20 protein-coding genes are annotated in these 15,955 nt (G+C 55.3%); 3 read left to right on the top strand and 17 right to left on the bottom strand.

The window, feature by feature from the left end:
- The first annotated feature begins 2 nt into the window (after positions 1-2).
- Positions 3-803: a hypothetical protein gene (locus tag ACOI6Z_RS16285; RefSeq protein WP_073550085.1), complete on the top strand. Its 801-nt coding sequence runs from the start codon at positions 3-5 to the stop codon at positions 801-803.
- 44 nt (positions 804-847) lie between these two features.
- On the opposite strand, the gene ACOI6Z_RS16280 is transcribed toward ACOI6Z_RS16285, so the two are convergent.
- The 17 genes from ACOI6Z_RS16280 to ACOI6Z_RS16200 all read right to left on the bottom strand — a co-directional run bounded on the left by ACOI6Z_RS16280 (position 848) and on the right by ACOI6Z_RS16200 (position 12,921).
- On the bottom strand, positions 848-1,783 hold the full coding sequence (locus ACOI6Z_RS16280; RefSeq protein ID WP_420687452.1) for a phage tail protein: 936 nt from the start codon (positions 1,781-1,783) through the stop codon (positions 848-850).
- A complete protein-coding gene (locus tag ACOI6Z_RS16275) occupies positions 1,783-1,995 on the bottom strand; it encodes a hypothetical protein (protein ID WP_009486478.1) in 213 nt (70 codons plus the stop codon). Before ACOI6Z_RS16275 ends, ACOI6Z_RS16280 begins: the two co-directional genes overlap by 1 nt.
- Positions 1,992-5,018 (bottom strand): phage tail protein I, encoded by a 3,027-nt coding sequence (locus ACOI6Z_RS16270; RefSeq protein ID WP_196612535.1) that lies wholly within the window; start codon positions 5,016-5,018, stop codon positions 1,992-1,994. The genes ACOI6Z_RS16275 and ACOI6Z_RS16270 overlap by 4 nt, the downstream gene beginning before the upstream one ends.
- The gene (locus tag ACOI6Z_RS16265) at positions 5,008-5,931 is read right to left on the bottom strand and encodes a baseplate assembly protein (protein ID WP_087850813.1); all 924 of its coding nucleotides are present in this window, start codon (positions 5,929-5,931) and stop codon (positions 5,008-5,010) included. The genes ACOI6Z_RS16270 and ACOI6Z_RS16265 overlap by 11 nt, the downstream gene beginning before the upstream one ends.
- Before the next feature lies 1 nt (position 5,932).
- Positions 5,933-6,283 carry a GPW/gp25 family protein gene (locus ACOI6Z_RS16260; protein ID WP_004131573.1) on the bottom strand — a complete coding sequence of 117 codons (351 nt, stop codon included), beginning with the start codon at positions 6,281-6,283 and terminating at the stop codon, positions 5,933-5,935.
- Positions 6,280-6,867 carry a phage baseplate assembly protein V gene (locus tag ACOI6Z_RS16255; protein ID WP_075648447.1) on the bottom strand — a complete coding sequence of 196 codons (588 nt, stop codon included), beginning with the start codon at positions 6,865-6,867 and terminating at the stop codon, positions 6,280-6,282. The genes ACOI6Z_RS16260 and ACOI6Z_RS16255 overlap by 4 nt, the downstream gene beginning before the upstream one ends.
- A complete protein-coding gene (locus ACOI6Z_RS16250) occupies positions 6,864-7,499 on the bottom strand; it encodes a phage virion morphogenesis protein (protein WP_075648449.1) in 636 nt (211 codons plus the stop codon). The genes ACOI6Z_RS16255 and ACOI6Z_RS16250 overlap by 4 nt, the downstream gene beginning before the upstream one ends.
- Positions 7,496-7,963 carry a phage tail protein gene (locus tag ACOI6Z_RS16245; protein ID WP_075648451.1) on the bottom strand — a complete coding sequence of 156 codons (468 nt, stop codon included), beginning with the start codon at positions 7,961-7,963 and terminating at the stop codon, positions 7,496-7,498. Before ACOI6Z_RS16245 ends, ACOI6Z_RS16250 begins: the two co-directional genes overlap by 4 nt.
- Positions 7,964-8,155, bottom strand: a complete 192-nt coding sequence (lysC, locus tag ACOI6Z_RS16240) for a hypothetical protein (protein ID WP_064175406.1) — start codon at positions 8,153-8,155, stop codon at positions 7,964-7,966.
- Positions 8,145-8,465, bottom strand: coding sequence for a DUF2570 domain-containing protein (locus ACOI6Z_RS16235; RefSeq protein WP_236947986.1), 321 nt, complete (start codon positions 8,463-8,465; stop codon positions 8,145-8,147). The genes lysC and ACOI6Z_RS16235 overlap by 11 nt, the downstream gene beginning before the upstream one ends.
- Before the next feature lie 20 nt (positions 8,466-8,485).
- Positions 8,486-9,031 (bottom strand): lysozyme, encoded by a 546-nt coding sequence (locus ACOI6Z_RS16230; protein ID WP_064175405.1) that lies wholly within the window; start codon positions 9,029-9,031, stop codon positions 8,486-8,488.
- Positions 9,028-9,312 (bottom strand): hypothetical protein, encoded by a 285-nt coding sequence (locus ACOI6Z_RS16225; protein WP_064175404.1) that lies wholly within the window; start codon positions 9,310-9,312, stop codon positions 9,028-9,030. The genes ACOI6Z_RS16230 and ACOI6Z_RS16225 overlap by 4 nt, the downstream gene beginning before the upstream one ends.
- Positions 9,303-9,503 carry a tail protein X gene (locus ACOI6Z_RS16220; RefSeq protein WP_004131559.1) on the bottom strand — a complete coding sequence of 67 codons (201 nt, stop codon included), beginning with the start codon at positions 9,501-9,503 and terminating at the stop codon, positions 9,303-9,305. Before ACOI6Z_RS16220 ends, ACOI6Z_RS16225 begins: the two co-directional genes overlap by 10 nt.
- Positions 9,503-10,018: a head completion/stabilization protein gene (locus ACOI6Z_RS16215; protein WP_023339940.1), complete on the bottom strand. Its 516-nt coding sequence runs from the start codon at positions 10,016-10,018 to the stop codon at positions 9,503-9,505. The genes ACOI6Z_RS16220 and ACOI6Z_RS16215 overlap by 1 nt, the downstream gene beginning before the upstream one ends.
- A gap of 112 nt (positions 10,019-10,130) precedes the next feature.
- Positions 10,131-10,988 carry a phage terminase small subunit gene (gene gpM / locus ACOI6Z_RS16210; protein WP_075648453.1) on the bottom strand — a complete coding sequence of 286 codons (858 nt, stop codon included), beginning with the start codon at positions 10,986-10,988 and terminating at the stop codon, positions 10,131-10,133.
- Positions 10,989-11,037: 49 nt separating this feature from the next.
- Entirely contained in the window at positions 11,038-12,072 is a 1,035-nt protein-coding gene (locus ACOI6Z_RS16205; protein WP_004213107.1) for a phage major capsid protein, P2 family, read from the bottom strand.
- Positions 12,073-12,081: 9 nt separating this feature from the next.
- Positions 12,082-12,921, bottom strand: coding sequence for a GPO family capsid scaffolding protein (locus ACOI6Z_RS16200; protein WP_009486488.1), 840 nt, complete (start codon positions 12,919-12,921; stop codon positions 12,082-12,084).
- A gap of 156 nt (positions 12,922-13,077) precedes the next feature.
- On the opposite strand from ACOI6Z_RS16200, the gene ACOI6Z_RS16195 reads away from it, so the two are divergent.
- A complete protein-coding gene (locus tag ACOI6Z_RS16195) occupies positions 13,078-14,805 on the top strand; it encodes a terminase large subunit domain-containing protein (RefSeq protein WP_009486489.1) in 1,728 nt (575 codons plus the stop codon).
- A complete protein-coding gene (locus ACOI6Z_RS16190; RefSeq protein ID WP_009486490.1) occupies positions 14,799-15,860 on the top strand; it encodes a phage portal protein in 1,062 nt (353 codons plus the stop codon). The genes ACOI6Z_RS16195 and ACOI6Z_RS16190 overlap by 7 nt, the downstream gene beginning before the upstream one ends.
- Positions 15,861-15,955 lie beyond the last annotated feature (95 nt).

Genomic DNA, 15,955 nt, shown 5'->3' with positions numbered 1-15,955 from the left:
TTATGACAAATGATATCTACATTCCAAAACTCGGTGACGTCGTTATTCCGGGCACACATCCCAAAATCGGCCATTTTATGCAGCCTGACTTGCCTGTCACTGCAGGGTTAAAAGCGATGTACATCCACGGCGGTTCGGTTGATCTGAGCATCAGAAACCGGGCTGATAATTCAGCACCACTGACCCTGGTCGGCTCACCCGAGATTGCCAGCGGATTTGGGGCGGTATGTGGTTTTGGAAAATGTTTTGATACTGGAAAAGTTTCCACAAAAAACCAGACTCACATCGTGATCTGCAAACCGGTAAAGCCGACGGCGGCCACCGAGACCCAGCAGGCTTTTATGATGGGGAATTACAGCTATTCCGGTGCGCCTGCAGTCTACCGTGGTGACGGGCTCGCTTTTCTGTTCTCCGGGCAAAGTCTGTATGGAGCGTTCGTAGAAGACAATGGTGCTACACCGTTGAACATGATCAACTACTACAGCGCAGCATATGACACATCGAAGTGGGCAGCTTTCGTGGAACTGGTTGATGGTGATAACGGTATAGCGAGGATTGCCGCCCGGCAAGGAGGATCTCTTAACTGGCAAAACTCAAAGGCTCTGACCAACAGGACGGCATACACCGACCGGACTATTCGTATCGGGTCACATCATGCACCTGCTGCCTATCCTGCCGGTGCCAATATTACTATGGGGCTTGAACTCATATTCGATGTTGCATTGACTCAGGCACAAGTCGCATCAGTACTAGACAGCGTTAGCGCGTATCTCAGTACAGCCTGGGGAATAACCGAACTATAGTTTCTGACGAATTGCAGTTTTTAATAGAAAACTGCAATTCCTTTTCATCCACTGTAAAAGACATTCTCTGCATTTATCGCGCATCCACATCTGCATTTATCGCGCCCGGCATCAACCTTATTACTGCCGCCGGTCACACCATAATGAGAGCCAATCCTAACAACCCTATTCGCAAAGGTTTCGCTTAAGTCAGTCCATGTCTGCCAGGGGAACCGCTCCGCTGGACTTTGCTCGCCAGAGACAACAATTCCGACATAAAAAATGGCGTCAACAATTGCCTTATAGGCCGCTCCGTCGCTGTTGAGTCCCAGCGCCTTAAGGGCTTCGGATGTATCGCTCAGATCGGAAAGATTATTTTCTTTCTGAAGTGCACCGGTGATCCGCGAGTCATCCCCCGCAGCTACCGTTCCCGTCTCGGTGCCCACGTCCCGCGTGGCTGAGTTTCCCAGCTCCAGATTTTCCCGGGCCTCTTCTGTATCGTTTAAATCAGCAAGATTTTGTGCTCGCCGCAGATAACGTTTATCGCCCGTTTCCAGCGTGATAGTGGCAAGTGTCGGATCGATAACGAGCTGCACATTTGAGCTGTGCGTCAGCGTCAACACCAGCGTCAGAATGATCTCTTTGATAATGGAATCCGATTGCGCCGGGAGGTATGTCGCCGGGTATGTGCCGTAAGCGATGAGCGTACCCTTAGCGCTGACCAGCCCCGCTTCTCTGAGCGTTTTACCCGGATAATCCTGACAGTTGATAACGATCTGCCCGCTGATAAACCCCTCATAGCTTGAATCAGAGTCAAAGGTTTCACGGCCAAACTGTCCAAAAAGCGCCGTCACCGCCGCCAGCTCATCGGGATCGGTCGGCAATGTCACGCCGCCACCATCGCCGATCAGCACGGAGGTAATATCCACCACCTCCCCCGCCTGATACGCGGCCTCGATTTCGGCGGCGCCCGCCGTAGTTAGTGTCAGTCCCGTGGCCATTATACCTCCTCACTTTTTGTTTCTGGCTCAATGCCGTACACGCTGGCAAGTTGATCATAAAAATCATCACTCACGGTCTTGCGGTCAGCATCGATATCGCCTTCATCAAGATAAATCACACCAGCGATCTGAAGCCGGTTCAGGTGTTCCAGGAAAAACGCATCGGTCTGACAAAAGTCGATCAGGCTTTTTAATTGATTGAATGTTTTCATAGTTTGTTCGTTATCCAGTTGCCGGGTAAATCGTCGTAATCGTCCAGGCCCGCACAGGCATAAAACGCGTAATAGTGCGCGGTGACGTTCGGCACTTTGCCCATAAATACCAGGCCTTTGCCGGCGAGTAATGCGCAGCTCCTGAATATTGCCGTTGTGGTGACAATCTCCGGGTAACTCGCAAGATTAAATATCGTGTTAACGTCGCTGTGTAATGACGCGCAGCCGTCAAACAGATAACCCACCGTCGTTACCGCCGTGGTGTTGAGTAATCCCGCCCCGACGACTTCCAGCGCACTGCATTCCGAAAAGACATTCGTGAATACCGTGGCACTTATGCTGGCGGCAAAAAGACCGGCTGGCACTGAGCGCAGGTTTTTACAGCCCCTGAAAGTCTGGCCGTAAGAGGTCACCAGCGGGTTGCCGCTGAACAGGTTTTCCGGTATTTCCTCCACGCCGGTATTCTGGAACGTGGCGCCAAACGAGGTAATAAGCGAGCAGGACGCGAACAGCGTCGGCGGAATATTTACCAGTGAGGTGCAACCGTAAAACGTCGATCCGGCGCCGGACAGAAGAATGTTGTTTTTCAGCAAATCGCCGGGCAATAACGCCAGTGAGGTGCAGCCCGAGAATGTCAGCGTTAACGAAGTGAGATTGATGCAACCATCAAGCAGGCCGGATGGTAGCGAGATGAGTGCAGTACAATCCCGGAAAGTCGATCCCATGCCTTTCAAGGACACCATGTCGCTGAATAGCTCTTTTGGCAGTTCAACCAGCGCGGAGCACTTGTCGAATAAGAAATCGACGGCTGTCACTTTGGCGCAACCGGCAAACATATCTCCCGCGAGAGAAACCAGAGAGCGGCAACCTGAAAACGTATAGCCCAGGCTGGTTAACGCGCTACATCCCCGAAAAGCGCCGTCCCCCACAGAAACCAGCGAAGTACAGTTTACAAAAGCGTATGTGAATGTCGTGACCAGCGCTTTAACAGCAAAAGCATCTGCATCAATTTTCGTGAGCGATCCACAGTTAGCAAAAGCGTATGAGAAAGTGGTGACTTTCGCGCAGTCAGTAAAAGACGGGAGCGCCGTCAGGCTGCTGCACCCATAAAACGTACTGGCAAAGGTCGTCACCTCTACGCAGCCGCTGAAAATATCTTTCGCTACAGTTTCAAGAGAGCGGCAGCTGTAAAATGCAGAAGCGAATGTCTGCGCCTGGCTGCACCCGGCAAATAAACCCGCGCCGACCGTTTTCAGCGAACTGCAACCAGAAAAGACCGTGCCGAAATAGGTCACTTTCGACAGACCAGCAAACAGACCGGCAGGAACAGAAAGAAGCTGCGAACAGCCAGTGAATGCACCGCCAAAATGATTCGCTTCAGAACATGTTTTAAACAGGTTGGCGGGAATTGCCGTCAGTGCCGTGCAATTCTGGAATACGCCGGTGAATGCGCCGCCCGGAACATCCGCAAACATATCAGCAGGCAAGACAAGAAGATTTTTACACGCCCTGAAGCTATAAGAGAATGTCCCTGCTGAACCGCATCCTGTAAATATTCCCGTGCCGATATTTGCAAGCATTGAGCAACCATCAAACGCGTAACTGAAATTCACCGCAGATACACAGCTGTGGAACAGATTATTGCCGATACTGATCAGGCCGGTGCAGCCTGCAAATACCGATGAGAAGTCGATCGCATCGGGCTGGTTTGCAAATAGCCCCGATGGAACCTCTGTAAGCGATGTACACCCTCTGAATGCGTCTGAAAAATCCTCTATCTTCATGCGAGAAAACAACGATGCCGGAATACCTGTAAGCGACGAGCAGTGGGTAAAAATATTTTTGCAGTTATTCACGTTTGGCAAATCGTCAAATGCTCCGGCACGAATAGCCATTAATCCGGTGGTATCCAAAGCGAACCCTGAAAGATGACCTCTTTCCCCTGTAACACTAATCAATTCCACAACAGGGTTCAGTTTCGAAGAATAATTAGATAAACGGCTGCGCAGACAGGCAGTTTCCGTGTTCTTAACCGTGATGGTGTATTCCTTTCCCTGTACTAATTCACGTGTAGGAATAACCCAACCTGAAGCTTCACTGGCGGGATCGAAACGGTAATCCCGGCTGTCAATGCCGTCGCCATAGTCAACCGTGAAACCCTCGTCCATATGAGCAAAGAATATTGGCCTGGTTGCACTGTCGATGCGGGTAATGAACTTCATTACCGCGACCACTTTTATGCTTATCACCGCACTGACGCCATTAGTCGTCGTAACGGTGACCGAACAGGTACCTCGCTTCATGCCCGTAACCAGAATATCGCCGTTTACTATCCGGACGGTCGCGATTGTTTGATCCGATGTAGTTACCGTAAAGGTTTTATCTTCCGCGTATTCGGGGAGAATTGTCACCGTGACCGTTTCCGCGTCACCGGGGGCCAGATTCAGCTCGTAGCGGGATAAAACCACCTGCAACGGGACAAAGCGCGGCGTGATTTTCTCCGTGGCGTACATGTAACCGGCCGCATACGAGGTTCCCTGAAGTCGGCCAAATACATGAACGGAAAACCAGCTGCGCAGATTCCTGGCGCGCAGCACCGCCAGTTTTAGATCCTGCTGGTCGTATTCCGTCACCGGCAAATCGTTCTGATACACGTTCAGGCGAAAGGTATACGGATCCCCTTTCGGGTTCTGATTGAACCATTCAACAATATCCGTCCCGAAAGGACTGTCCACCAGGGCATGACGGACGGCGGCGACCGTACCACGATGGCGGTGGATGTAGTGGGCGCGCTTGATCGCATCGCGTTTCTTTTGTTCTGACCAGTTAATATTCCAGGTATCAACCTGATATTCCCACGCCAGCCACGGCAGCAGCGCCAGCGGGCAACTGTCCGGATCTTTAACCCAACGGATCAGATATACAGGCAACCTTTCCAGCGCTGCGGCGCTGGCTCTGTCGATGGCCCGCTCCACGGCGGTGGCGTTGGGGGGCAGAATGCTGGCGGGATAATTAGCGGTCATGGTCCATCACCACAAGATTGATTTTAACGGAGGTGCAATGCGGGGCTTCGCCCATCGTCGCAACGACGTCGGCGACGGGTGAATGCAAATCGACGGTGACAACGCCGTCCTGATGCAGCGCCCCGTCTATGCCTGACCGTGCAGCGGTGGCGTTGATAAGATGCACAGAGGCAGTGTATTCGTTCAGTGCTGCGGTGGCTTTTTCCAGCACCGTGGCGGTGTCCACGCCATAAGGGACGTAAATATCAGCAACCACCTGATAACTCACAATCACAGCGGAGCGGACATAATCAGCCACATAATCCGTAATCGGACGCACGTCTTCCGGGTTTACCGCTGACAGGACTTTATCAAGCAGCGCCTGCGGGGCAGTCCCATCTCCGGTACGTGACAGCACGTAGAGAAAAACTCGTCCTTCCTGGTTATGGGTTTCAGGGCCATAGGCGCGCACATCGAGCACATCCGCATCCGCACCTCGCGCAAAATAGTGATAGGCATTTCTGGCGCCCGCCGTGCTCAGGCGAGCCCATGAGAGCAGCGTGCGGCCGCGCAGCTCTTCGTCGCTTTCATATACTGCGTCCGTCTCGTCGGTGGCTTCGGTAATCAGCAGGCGTTCAGTGTCAAAATTCCCGGCGACCTGATCGAGATCCGCCCCCAGGGCGCTCGAAAGCAGCACCGCGCGCACGGCTTCATTGATACGTTGCAGCAGATGGATCTCGCGATAGGTGAAGGCTTGGGCCAGTGCCGCCATCGGTTCAGATTCCAGCAGCAGCGCAGCAGACACAGAAGCCTGAAGTTCCACAGGCATGGCCGCCACGATAAGCGCCCGGATATCAGCCAGCACCGTTTCAAAATCGGGCACCTCGACGATATCAGGCTGTGGGATCTGAGATAAATCGACGGACGTTTGCACACTAGCTCCTTAGCCTGATGGTGTTACTGGTTTCTGTCATGGTTTCCGTGATAGTGCCGGTCAGTTCAGCAGTCACCGCGCCTGTTTCTGAAAACACCACATTGACGGTGGTCAGACTGATCCGCGGCTCCCACTGCGCCAGCGCAATAGCGGTGGCGCCCATCAGTTGCATGCGGGTGACGGTGTTCTGTGGCGCATCGAGTAAATCAGGTACCACACTGCCAAAGTCCCGGCGCATCACACGGGAGCCTGTTGGCGTGGTGAGGATTTTTGTCACGGACTGCCAGAGCTGATCGTGATCGGTCAGCGCGCCGGTGCCTTCCGGGTTCATCCCGGTATAACTGGCTGTCATTGCGGACCTCCCGTGGTACTCCCGCCAGACTGCACGCCACCGTGTTTATGTTCATGTACGGTGATCCCGTTTGACTGCAACACGCCGCCGGAGTGGATCACATCACCGGCCATCGTGCCACCGTGGGTCAGCTCGAAAGTGCGCGTTTTGAGGTGGTTTGTGCATTCCACCTCCGGCGTGTCCAGCGTGACGCGGGTTTCGGCCTGGATATGCGCGGTATTAATGCCGGTTACGGCCAGCGCTCCGGCATCGGCGGCGGCGTCGTAATGCAGGCGCGCGCCATCCGGTGCGGTGATGCTTATTTCCAGCAGGCTGCTGCCCGTTGGCGGGTTATCTGCGTTGTATGCAGAGCCAATCACAAACGCGTTTTCAGGGTTGCCACCCGGACAACCGATCCAGACCTGCTCCCCTATCGAGGGCGGCAGCCAGATGCTGAATGCCCCTGCGCGGGTGACGTTCCAGCGGATCCAGGTGGTCAGCAACCTGCCGGAGCGAACGCGCACCGCTTTCTTATCGGCGCTGATTTGTTCCACGACGCCCAGACGCAGAATGTTTTCCAGCAGGCGCATCAGCTCAGCATTCATGACGCACCGCCCAGACTGCTGATAACGGCGTTTTCCGTAGCGATCAGGTCTGCCGGAGTCATGCCCAGCAGTTCGCGCGCTGGGTACTGCGCGTAAGCTCCCGGGCCAACCTCGTCTTTGAGGCCGTACTGGTGAATACGGGCAATGCGCGCGGCGATGCCATCAAATCCTACGGTGACGCCGCCCGCGTCCGGTCTGACTTTCATAAAACGCAGGGTGCGCAGGCGGGTAAACATCGGCGCTTTTTTTGTCTCTGTCTGCATCGCTGATTGCGTTTTGATTTCCAGATAGCGCTCGATATCGGCCCGGTAGAAGGTGCGTATACCGCTGCGTTTCTCATCAAAGCCCGTGATTGTCCGGCCATATTTACCGCGCCCGCCCCGCCAGTTTTTCAGCGCCCGGACCTCATTATTCCAGACGAACTTGATCCCCTGCTGGGTGCGGTAAACTTTGCGGCGGCGTACCGCGTAGCCGCTGCCGTCCGGGTTTTTCTGCGACGCGATACGGCGCTGCTGACTGCGGCGCACTGCCAGGCCAATTTTGCGCGCGGTACGGGTGCGCCCCGCCGGGCTGACGCCGTCGAGAATGTCCTGAAAGACCTGATCCAGCTCGCTGAACATCCGATCGCTCACGCTCCGGCCTCCTGAAGCATGCCTTCAAATACCAGCCCCCAACCAGAGGCGTGAGGGACCAGCACGCACGGGCGCGGCTCCGGCAAATGCTCGGCATACGGCACGCCGTTTTCATCCAGTTGCACCAGTACCCGCTGACGCACCGGCAGCTCAAACATCAGATCGGCGGTGTCGTCGTTGTTAATCAGCGTGGTGAATTTAATCTGCTGGTTTTTATCCGGGTTCAGCAGCAGATCGGGCTGATTAAACCAGAGCCAGGCCATCAGCGGCAGCGTGAAGTCGTCAATGCTCCCGGCGTAGTTCATGACGAACAGCACCAGAGAATAGCGATACATGAAAGACGGTGTTTCACCGGTGGTTTCAATGCCACCCTCTTCAACAAACACCGTCCAGGCTTCCGGGTTCGCCCGGCACCAGGTATTTGCTTTCTCTATTGCGGCGCGGAGTGTGTTTATCTTCAGCATTTATGGCTCCTTTCGGGTGTTCTGGCGCAGACTGTCCCACTGGCGGATCGCCGCTTTGTCAGCATTGCAGGCATCAAGCGCATCCATCAGCCTGTCGCTGAATATCGCCACCGCGCCCCAGGTCACTGGCTTATCCAGCGCCGGGCGTGGCGTCTCTTCGGTCAGGCTCTCCGGGACGGGTTCACGGACCAACTGAATGACCGGCGCGGGCGGCGCGTTTTTGCAGGCTACGACTGACAGCGTCAGGCACAGGAGTAACAGCGCACGTGTCACCATTGAACGCGGCCTGCATTGCTTCACGTCGTCGCTCCCCTTCTGCATTACGCTGTTGCTCACGGACTTTCACCTCTGCCAGTAACTTATGGGTTTGTATGGCGGTCGCTTTCACTTCCTGGATAACCTGGTCGTAACCGGTCGCCGTTTCGGTCAGCAACTTGTTGCGGGTCCTGGCCTCGCTCAGCTGGTCGGTCTGCCACCAGACAGCAGCCAGAAGGACAAGCATCACAATCACACTGCCCGCCCTCATGACGGCGTACTCAGGCCCAGCAGGCACCAGGCTTTAAAATCATTGCGCCGGTTAACCAGGCCGGCGGAGCGCTTACCGCCCACATTGACGAAATCAGTCAGCCTGTTGCACATCTGCGGCCATTGTCTGGCCTGGGCATGCTTCCAGATCGTGGTCCTCTGCTTGCGTCCGTTTTTATCGGTGAACCACATCAGCCCGGTGCAGCCCAGATTCAGGGCGGCATCCGTCATGGCCTCAAAGGTGAGCTGGGGCATGTCGGCGCCGTGGAAATTGTTATTGATGCAGTTTTCAGCCCGTTGCAAATCGTTAACCCAGCGCCGCGCTATTTCCTGGTTGCTGTATTCGCGGTTTTCCACGCCGCCCGTGGAGCCGACACCAATGGTCAGAGCGCCCGCCGTGCAGTAATAAGGCGTGCTGCGGCAGTCCTCCCAACCGGCAATTTTCTGCTGCCCTTCTTTCGATGTTCTGACGCTCCCGGGCGCTAGCGAAATACCCAGAGCCACAATCACCGCAATCGAACATTTTTTGATGATGTTCTTCATGTCGGGTTATCCCCGTGCAGTTGCTCCAGCAGCTGCCGCTCGCGGTCCGAAAGGTTGCGGGTTTCCGCCTGGTGGAGAATCTGCTCTATCAAATCGTTACGGCGCTGGCTGGCCTGCTCAATGCGGCGGCGGTGAATCGCCAGCCGGACGGCGGAAACAATCCCCAGAAGAAGGCCAGCCAGCGCCAGTTTTTCGCTGACGGTCATGACGCCTACGCCGGTCACCAGGGCGGATGTTGCAAACGCAAAATATTCGTTAATACGATCCAGAGTCATTCCCATAACTGGACGGTTACCCGTTCCACCTCGCTGGTTATCACGGGCATCTCGATCTCCTGCCCGGCATTCAAAAATATCTGGTTGCTCAGTCCCGGATTGGCTTCGAGCACCTTCTCCGTGACACCTGCGGTTTTGCCGTAATGACGCCAGCAGAGCTGATCAACCGTGTCATTTTGCAACGCCCTGACTTTCATCAGAACAGCTCCGCATAAATACGGGCTTCTTCCCGAATGTCCGCGATACTCCAGCGCCCGTCCCGCCATAGATCGTCGATCTGCCTGTCCAGGGCCTCCGCATCCTTGTCGCCCTTTGGCGTGGTGCCGACGTCCCTGTAACCTTCCAGTACGCTGGCGCGCGTGAAGGAGTAGACCGCGCGTCGGAAGCGATAAACTTTTGCGCTTTCGCCGTTAATCTGCTCGACAGGTTCACCGGCGGAAGTCAGCAGTACAGAAGCCAGTGACTCCGCGCCTTCCGCTTCCCTTTGCTTGCGCCAGTCCTTCAACTGATCCGCGACATGCAGCGCGGCCTCCGTTGCCATATGCATTAATCGGGATGTTGTAATGTCACCGGCGATGCGGGCAGCCAGGCGCAGATCGTGGAGTTTTACCGTCGGCCAGAAAGTTCCGATGGCAATCTGTGCGCCGCCGTCGTCCACGTCTGTCACATCACTTTCAGCAGGTCTGACGGGGCGCTGTGCGATAAAACTCATCGTCGTTTCTCCGGTAGGTCAGGCGGTGGGCGTCCGGTAAAAAGACCGCATTACGGGCAGATCGCCGGGCGCGCCGCCTGTGGCGCGGGGCCAGTTCATTACGCTCAGGCGTTTACTTTGTGGCGGTTTTCGTTGTCTTTTTTGCCGCCGTTTTGCGGGTGGCTTTTTGAGTGCCGGCCGCCGTTTTCGTCTGCTTGCGTGTTCGTGTGGCTTTTTCTGCTGCGGATGTTTCGGGTGCCGCTGCATCTCTGAATGAAGTCTCATCTTCCGCATAACCTCCCGCCGCGCTGATCTGCGGTGCCTTCTTCAGGGTGCTGACCAGAGAGGCGATCTCCCGTTTCACACCTGCACCCGGGTTCAGGCTCATGGCTTCCCGGAAGAGTTTCAGCGCTTCGCCTTTCGTTTCCGCGTCTTCCGTGTCACGGCGGCAAAATGCCCTCACCTTGCACAGCTTCGCGCGGACCTCATCCGGCATATCACTGTCAGCCACAATTTCGGCCAGCTCGTCCAGCATGGCGATATAGCCTGACAAATCGGCTCCGGCGTCCGTGGTGGCGAGGTTAAGAATGGGATTGCAGATTTCCTCGGTCAGCACCGTGGGTGCCGGGCGGCGATAGTTGTCATCCGGCATGCTCAGGCCATGCTTAACGACATAGCGCCCGATGCGCAGCGCCAGTGCATAGTCGGAGCAGTCCACCGCCCAAACCATCAGCGTAGTGATAACCGAATCGGCGCGTCCGCTGTCGCCCTCGATAGTTCCGTCAATCCATCCCTGAAACTCAGGAAGGATGCTGGCCTTTACAGCAGCCTTCGCCTGGCGGGACTGGATCTGGCTCAGCGAGGATTTATGCATATGCAGGCGAAAGAGGATCTGCTCATGCGCGGTGCGCGTCTCCGCGTCACGCTCATCACTGATGCCCCGCCTCTCTGCCATAACCTTCTGAAAGTGTCTTTGTGCCGGTGTCAGCATGCGTTCATTCTCCTGGGCGGGCTTGCTGCCCGCCATGTGATGGGGATTATCAGGCGAATGTCACGCCATCGATCATGGCAATCATGCCGTACTCTTCAATGACATAGTCATCATTGCTGGACTGGTAAGTCGCCACGCGGTTGTAGTGCGGCTCCTCCCGGATAGAGCGACGCAGGGAGCCTTTCTGGTAGTACACAGAGAGGTTTTTCAGGTTAGTGATGAGCACGACATCTTCAGGAATGCCCGGGACAAAGACCGTCGGCAGACCGCCGATCTTTTCCTGGCTGACAATGAGCTGCGCGGCCAGCAGTTCGGTATTCGGATTGGTCTGGCTGAGCGCGTTCACTTTCGGCAGGTTCACTTTCAGCAGCAGATCGGACGAGAGCACAGTCACCAGGCCGGGAGCGCGGCGGAACCAGGGATCCATAAGGCTGTGACGCGCATCAAGCACGGCGGCATCAATATTGCCGTAGGTGCCTGACGCAATTACCGCGTTATTCTCATCACGGGAGGTCAGCGTGATACCCGGCATAATGCGCTGCGGCGCTTCATTGCGGATTTTTTGCAGCCAGCCAACGCCGCAATCCTGCAATAACGGGTAGGTCGTGCGGTCGGAGTTTTCAGAGTAATGCGTGCCATTAAAGCCAATCATCTGGCGATCCAACCCCAGCTGACGAGCCATAGCATTACTGATTAATGACTGAAATTCAGGGTGACCGGCCCACGCGTCCAGCTCCGCATACGAAAGCGCATAGTCATAGTTGGTTTTGCGGCAGTGGTAGTTCTGCGGCTCTTTGTTATGGTTCGGTGCAGGGTTACGGCGATTGGTGCCGTCCGAGCTGTTATTAGTGCTCGCCATCGGTCCCTTACTGCCAATTTTTACTTTCTGCCCTTCCTGCTCTTTAACCCCAAAGTGGTTAACCAGCTTCATGAAGTCATCCGACTCCATGGCGGCCTGTTCCAGTTTTTGCTGGATAGTCGGATCGACGCTGAAACGATTGGCAACGGCTGAGGGTGAGACACCGTTCAGATGTGCCTGGCGCACAATGTACTTATCAAATAGTTCGCGGGTCTGGTTTTCCATGGTTACCTCTTAGAAGTCTGCAAGCTGCGCGCTGCTGTTGCCGGTTGCCGCCGGTCGTGCGCTGTAATTTTCTGCGGGCTGGAGCTGAAGCTGACCGCGCAGCTCGTTAAGTTCACTGGTCAGTTGCTGAATGGTGGCTTTATCCTGTTGGCGTTCCTGTTCCAGGGCTCTGAACCGGTCAATCTGGTCTGCCTGAGATTGAGCAACGGCTTCAACAACCTGATGCAACTGACTGAAACGCTGATCGTCGGTTTTCTGGCCTTTGCCAAGGATGCCCATCACTCGGTTGAACCAGTTGACGCCCTCCTCGCTGCGATGAGCTGCCAATTCGATCACTTCAGCTTCAAGCGCATCAGAGAACAGCGGCGCCTCGATCTGCTGGTTATTGAAGGCCATCACCTGCGCGCGCTGCTGCGCGGCAAATTTAAGGCGCTCAGTCCCCAGACTTGCCGGGGTGTCCGTCATCGCCAGGCCGACCACATACGCCTTACCGTTAAGGGCAAACTGCGGATGCAGCTCAATACTGGAATAGATTTTTTTTCCTTCATCGGTGAGCTGCTTCATTCGTGCCGAAGCGTCGATCTCGGCATAGAGCGCCGTACGACCGGCCAGCGGCCCTTCGGTGATATCCTCCGCGCTTAAAGCAACAACATCCCCCATGGCGCCAAAATTGCTATCAGGAAGCATGGAGAGATAGTGCTCCACGTTCACGCGGGCGCCGTAAACGGCCGGGTTGTAGCTCGCCGCCGCATCGCGGAGGTGCTGCGGCTGGATCTCGCGCCCGTCAACGGTAGCGCCGGAAACCGCAACGCGAAACTTTTTGCGGGCGGGTTTAGTCGTGCTGGCCATGTCGTTTTATCCTGTTGATTAATGTCAGTCGCTGCATCATCGCAGAGCCTGAAAGCCCGGCGCCACGCGGTTTTGTTGTCGGAGAACGGCCAGACCTGAAAGCCCGAGCCGCGAGGATCGCGCGCAGGTAATCTCCCTGCTCAAAAGGGGGAAGTGATGATTCAGGATGCGTTTATTCGATTGAGGGCAAAGCAGCTCTACTGGCAGGGTTACCCGCCCGCCGAAATTTCGCGACTCATGGGTATCAACTCAAACACGGTTTATTCGTGGAAAAAGCGCGACGCATGGGATGACACAACGCCCATCAAACGGGTGACGCAATCCATTGATACCCGTCTCTGCCAGTTGAGCGCGAAAGACAATAAAACCAGTGGCGATTTCAAAGAGATTGATCTGTTAACCCGGCAGTTGAAAAAGCTAGATACCGGGCAGGCCTCCACTATCAGCGGCGTAAAAAAAACCAGTCGTCGCAAGAAGAAAAACCACTTCTCCGAGGAGCAGATCGAGGCGTTGCGCTTAAAAATTCTCGACTCTCTCGCATGGCATCAGCGCGGCTGGTACGAACAACGAGATCAGCGTAACCGGATGATCCTCAAATCACGGCAGATTGGCGCTACCTGGTACTTTGCCCGCGAGGCATTGCTGGGCGCACTGAGAACAGACGTTAAGCACGACTACCAGCGCAACCAAATCTTTCTGTCAGCATCACGAAAGCAGGCGCTACAGTTCCGCAACTTCATCCGCAAAGCGGCTGAAGAGGTGGACGTCGAACTTAAAGGCGGCGAGCAAATCACGCTGTCAAACGGCGCAGAGCTGCATTTTCTCGGTACGTCGGCGGCGACGGCGCAGTCGTACACCGGCCACCTGCGATTTGATGAGTTTTTCTGGACAGGAAACTTTATCAACCTGCGTAAGGTCGCCGGCGCCATGGCAACACTTAAAGGCTTAACGCGTACTTACTTCTCTACTCCATCCAGCGAAAGCCATGAAGCCTATCAGTTCTGGACCGGCGATCGATGGAATGCGAAACGGCCTAAAGCGCAGCGCGTTGACTTTGACGTGTCCTGGAAGAAAACCCATAGCGGCGTGCTTTACCCGGACAAAACGTGGCGGCAAATCGTCACTATTCAGGATGCTATCAATAACGGCTGGGACTACACCGACATTGATGAAATCCGGGACGAAAACAGCCCTGATGAATTTGAAAACCTGTACATGTGCGAGTTCGTCAAAGACGGCGAAAGCGCGTTCAATCTTAGCCAGTTACTGGGGTGCGGCGCTGACGGGTATGACGACTGGCCCGACTGGAAACCGTTCGCCAGTCGCCCTATGGGCCAACGTGAAGTGTGGCTGGGCTACGACGCCAACGGCGGCAGCGGCAATGGTGATGCCGGTGCTCTGTCCGTGACGGTCCCTCCCCTTGTGGCTGGCGGTCGGTTTCGCACGGTTGAATTGAAGCAACTGCGAGGGCTGGAGTTTGAGCAGCAGGCGGCGGTCATCAAAGAGGCTGCCGAGCGCTACAACGTCACTCACATCGCCATCGACGGACAAGGCGTCGGGGAGGCGGTCTGGCAGATTGTTAAAAACTGGTTCCCGGCGGCTATTTGCTACCAGATGAGCCTCTCTTCCAAGCGCGCCCTTGTCCTCAAAATGTTGCAGGTCATCCGCGCCGGCCGCTGGGAATATGACCGCAGCGAGCAGGGCCTGGTGAGAGCCTTTAACGCTGTTCGCAAAGTTGTTACGCCCGGCGGTTTCATCACTTACGAAACTGACCGATCGCGCGGCGTAAGCCATGGTGATATGGCGTGGGCAACCATGCTTTCGATTATTAATGAACCGTTGGGCCAGGAAAGTGGCGGCGGTGGTTTCGCAATGGGATGGTAACTGTGAAAAAGAAATACGGTAAAAAGCCGATAGCCAGCACCGCCGGTTCTGACATTGCGGAGTCACTGAAGGCCGATCCCGCGTTGACAGCGTTCAGCTTTGATGGCCCTTATCCCGTGCGTGATATGGCCGATTTGCTGGACAATCTCTATTGCCTGGATAACGGGCGATACTATGAAACACCGGTAGATTTTTATGGGCTGGCTAAAGCTCCGCGCCAGAGCGCCTGGCATGAGTCTGCCCTGTACTTCAAACGTAATGTGCTCACCGGCTGTTTTATCCCGCACAAGCTGCTCAACCGTCAAACCTTCTCAGCCTTCGCGCTGGACTGGTTCACGTTTGGCAATGCCTACCTTGAACTACCGCGCAATCGCCTGGGCGGGCTACTTCCCTTCCGGCATTCACTGGCGAAATACACCCGGCGTGGGAGTACGGATCTCGATCAATACTGGTTCATCCGGCGCTGGAAAGAGGAACACTCGTTTAAACCGGGTTCAGTGTGTCACGTTCTAAATCCTGACATTAATCAGGAGGTCTACGGCATGCCCGAATATATGGCAGCGCTGCTGGCGGCCAGTTTGTCACACTCCGCTGATATGTTCCGCAAGCTGTATTACGACAACGGCTCCCACGCGGGATGCATTGTCTATATCGGCGCGGGACAAATTGACGATAAAAGCATGAAAACAGTCAAAGAAACGTTGACCGGCGCTCGCGGGAAAGGGGCATTTAAAAACGTACTGCTGCATGCGCCAGGAGGCGGCAAGGATGGCGTTCAGATCCTGCCGTTTCAACAGATCACGGCGAAAGATGAGTTTATCAACATTAAGAACGCCACCAGGGACGACATACTCGCGGCGCACCGTATCCCACCGCAGCTGATGGGCGCCATGCCAGCAGGAAATGGATCGTTTGGGGATATCGAGAAGGCCGCACGGGTCTACGCTATCAACGAGCTGACGCCAGTAATGGAGGCTCTGAAGGTGGTCAACGAGTGGCTAGGAGAAGAGGTGATCCGTTTCAACCCATATGCGTTGCTTACCCCTGAGAAATAACCGCCAAAAAAATTCAGTTTCTTTAAACAACATCAGCCATCTATACCAGGCCAGCGTTTTCGCTGGCCTCATCTTTACTGCTTAAAGAATCCCGC

This window comes from Klebsiella sp. C239, from assembly GCF_048822715.1.
Taxonomy (GTDB): domain Bacteria; phylum Pseudomonadota; class Gammaproteobacteria; order Enterobacterales; family Enterobacteriaceae; genus Klebsiella; species Klebsiella quasipneumoniae.
Note: the sequence above shows the minus strand (reverse complement) of the source record. Positions and strands in the feature narration are given on the sequence as shown.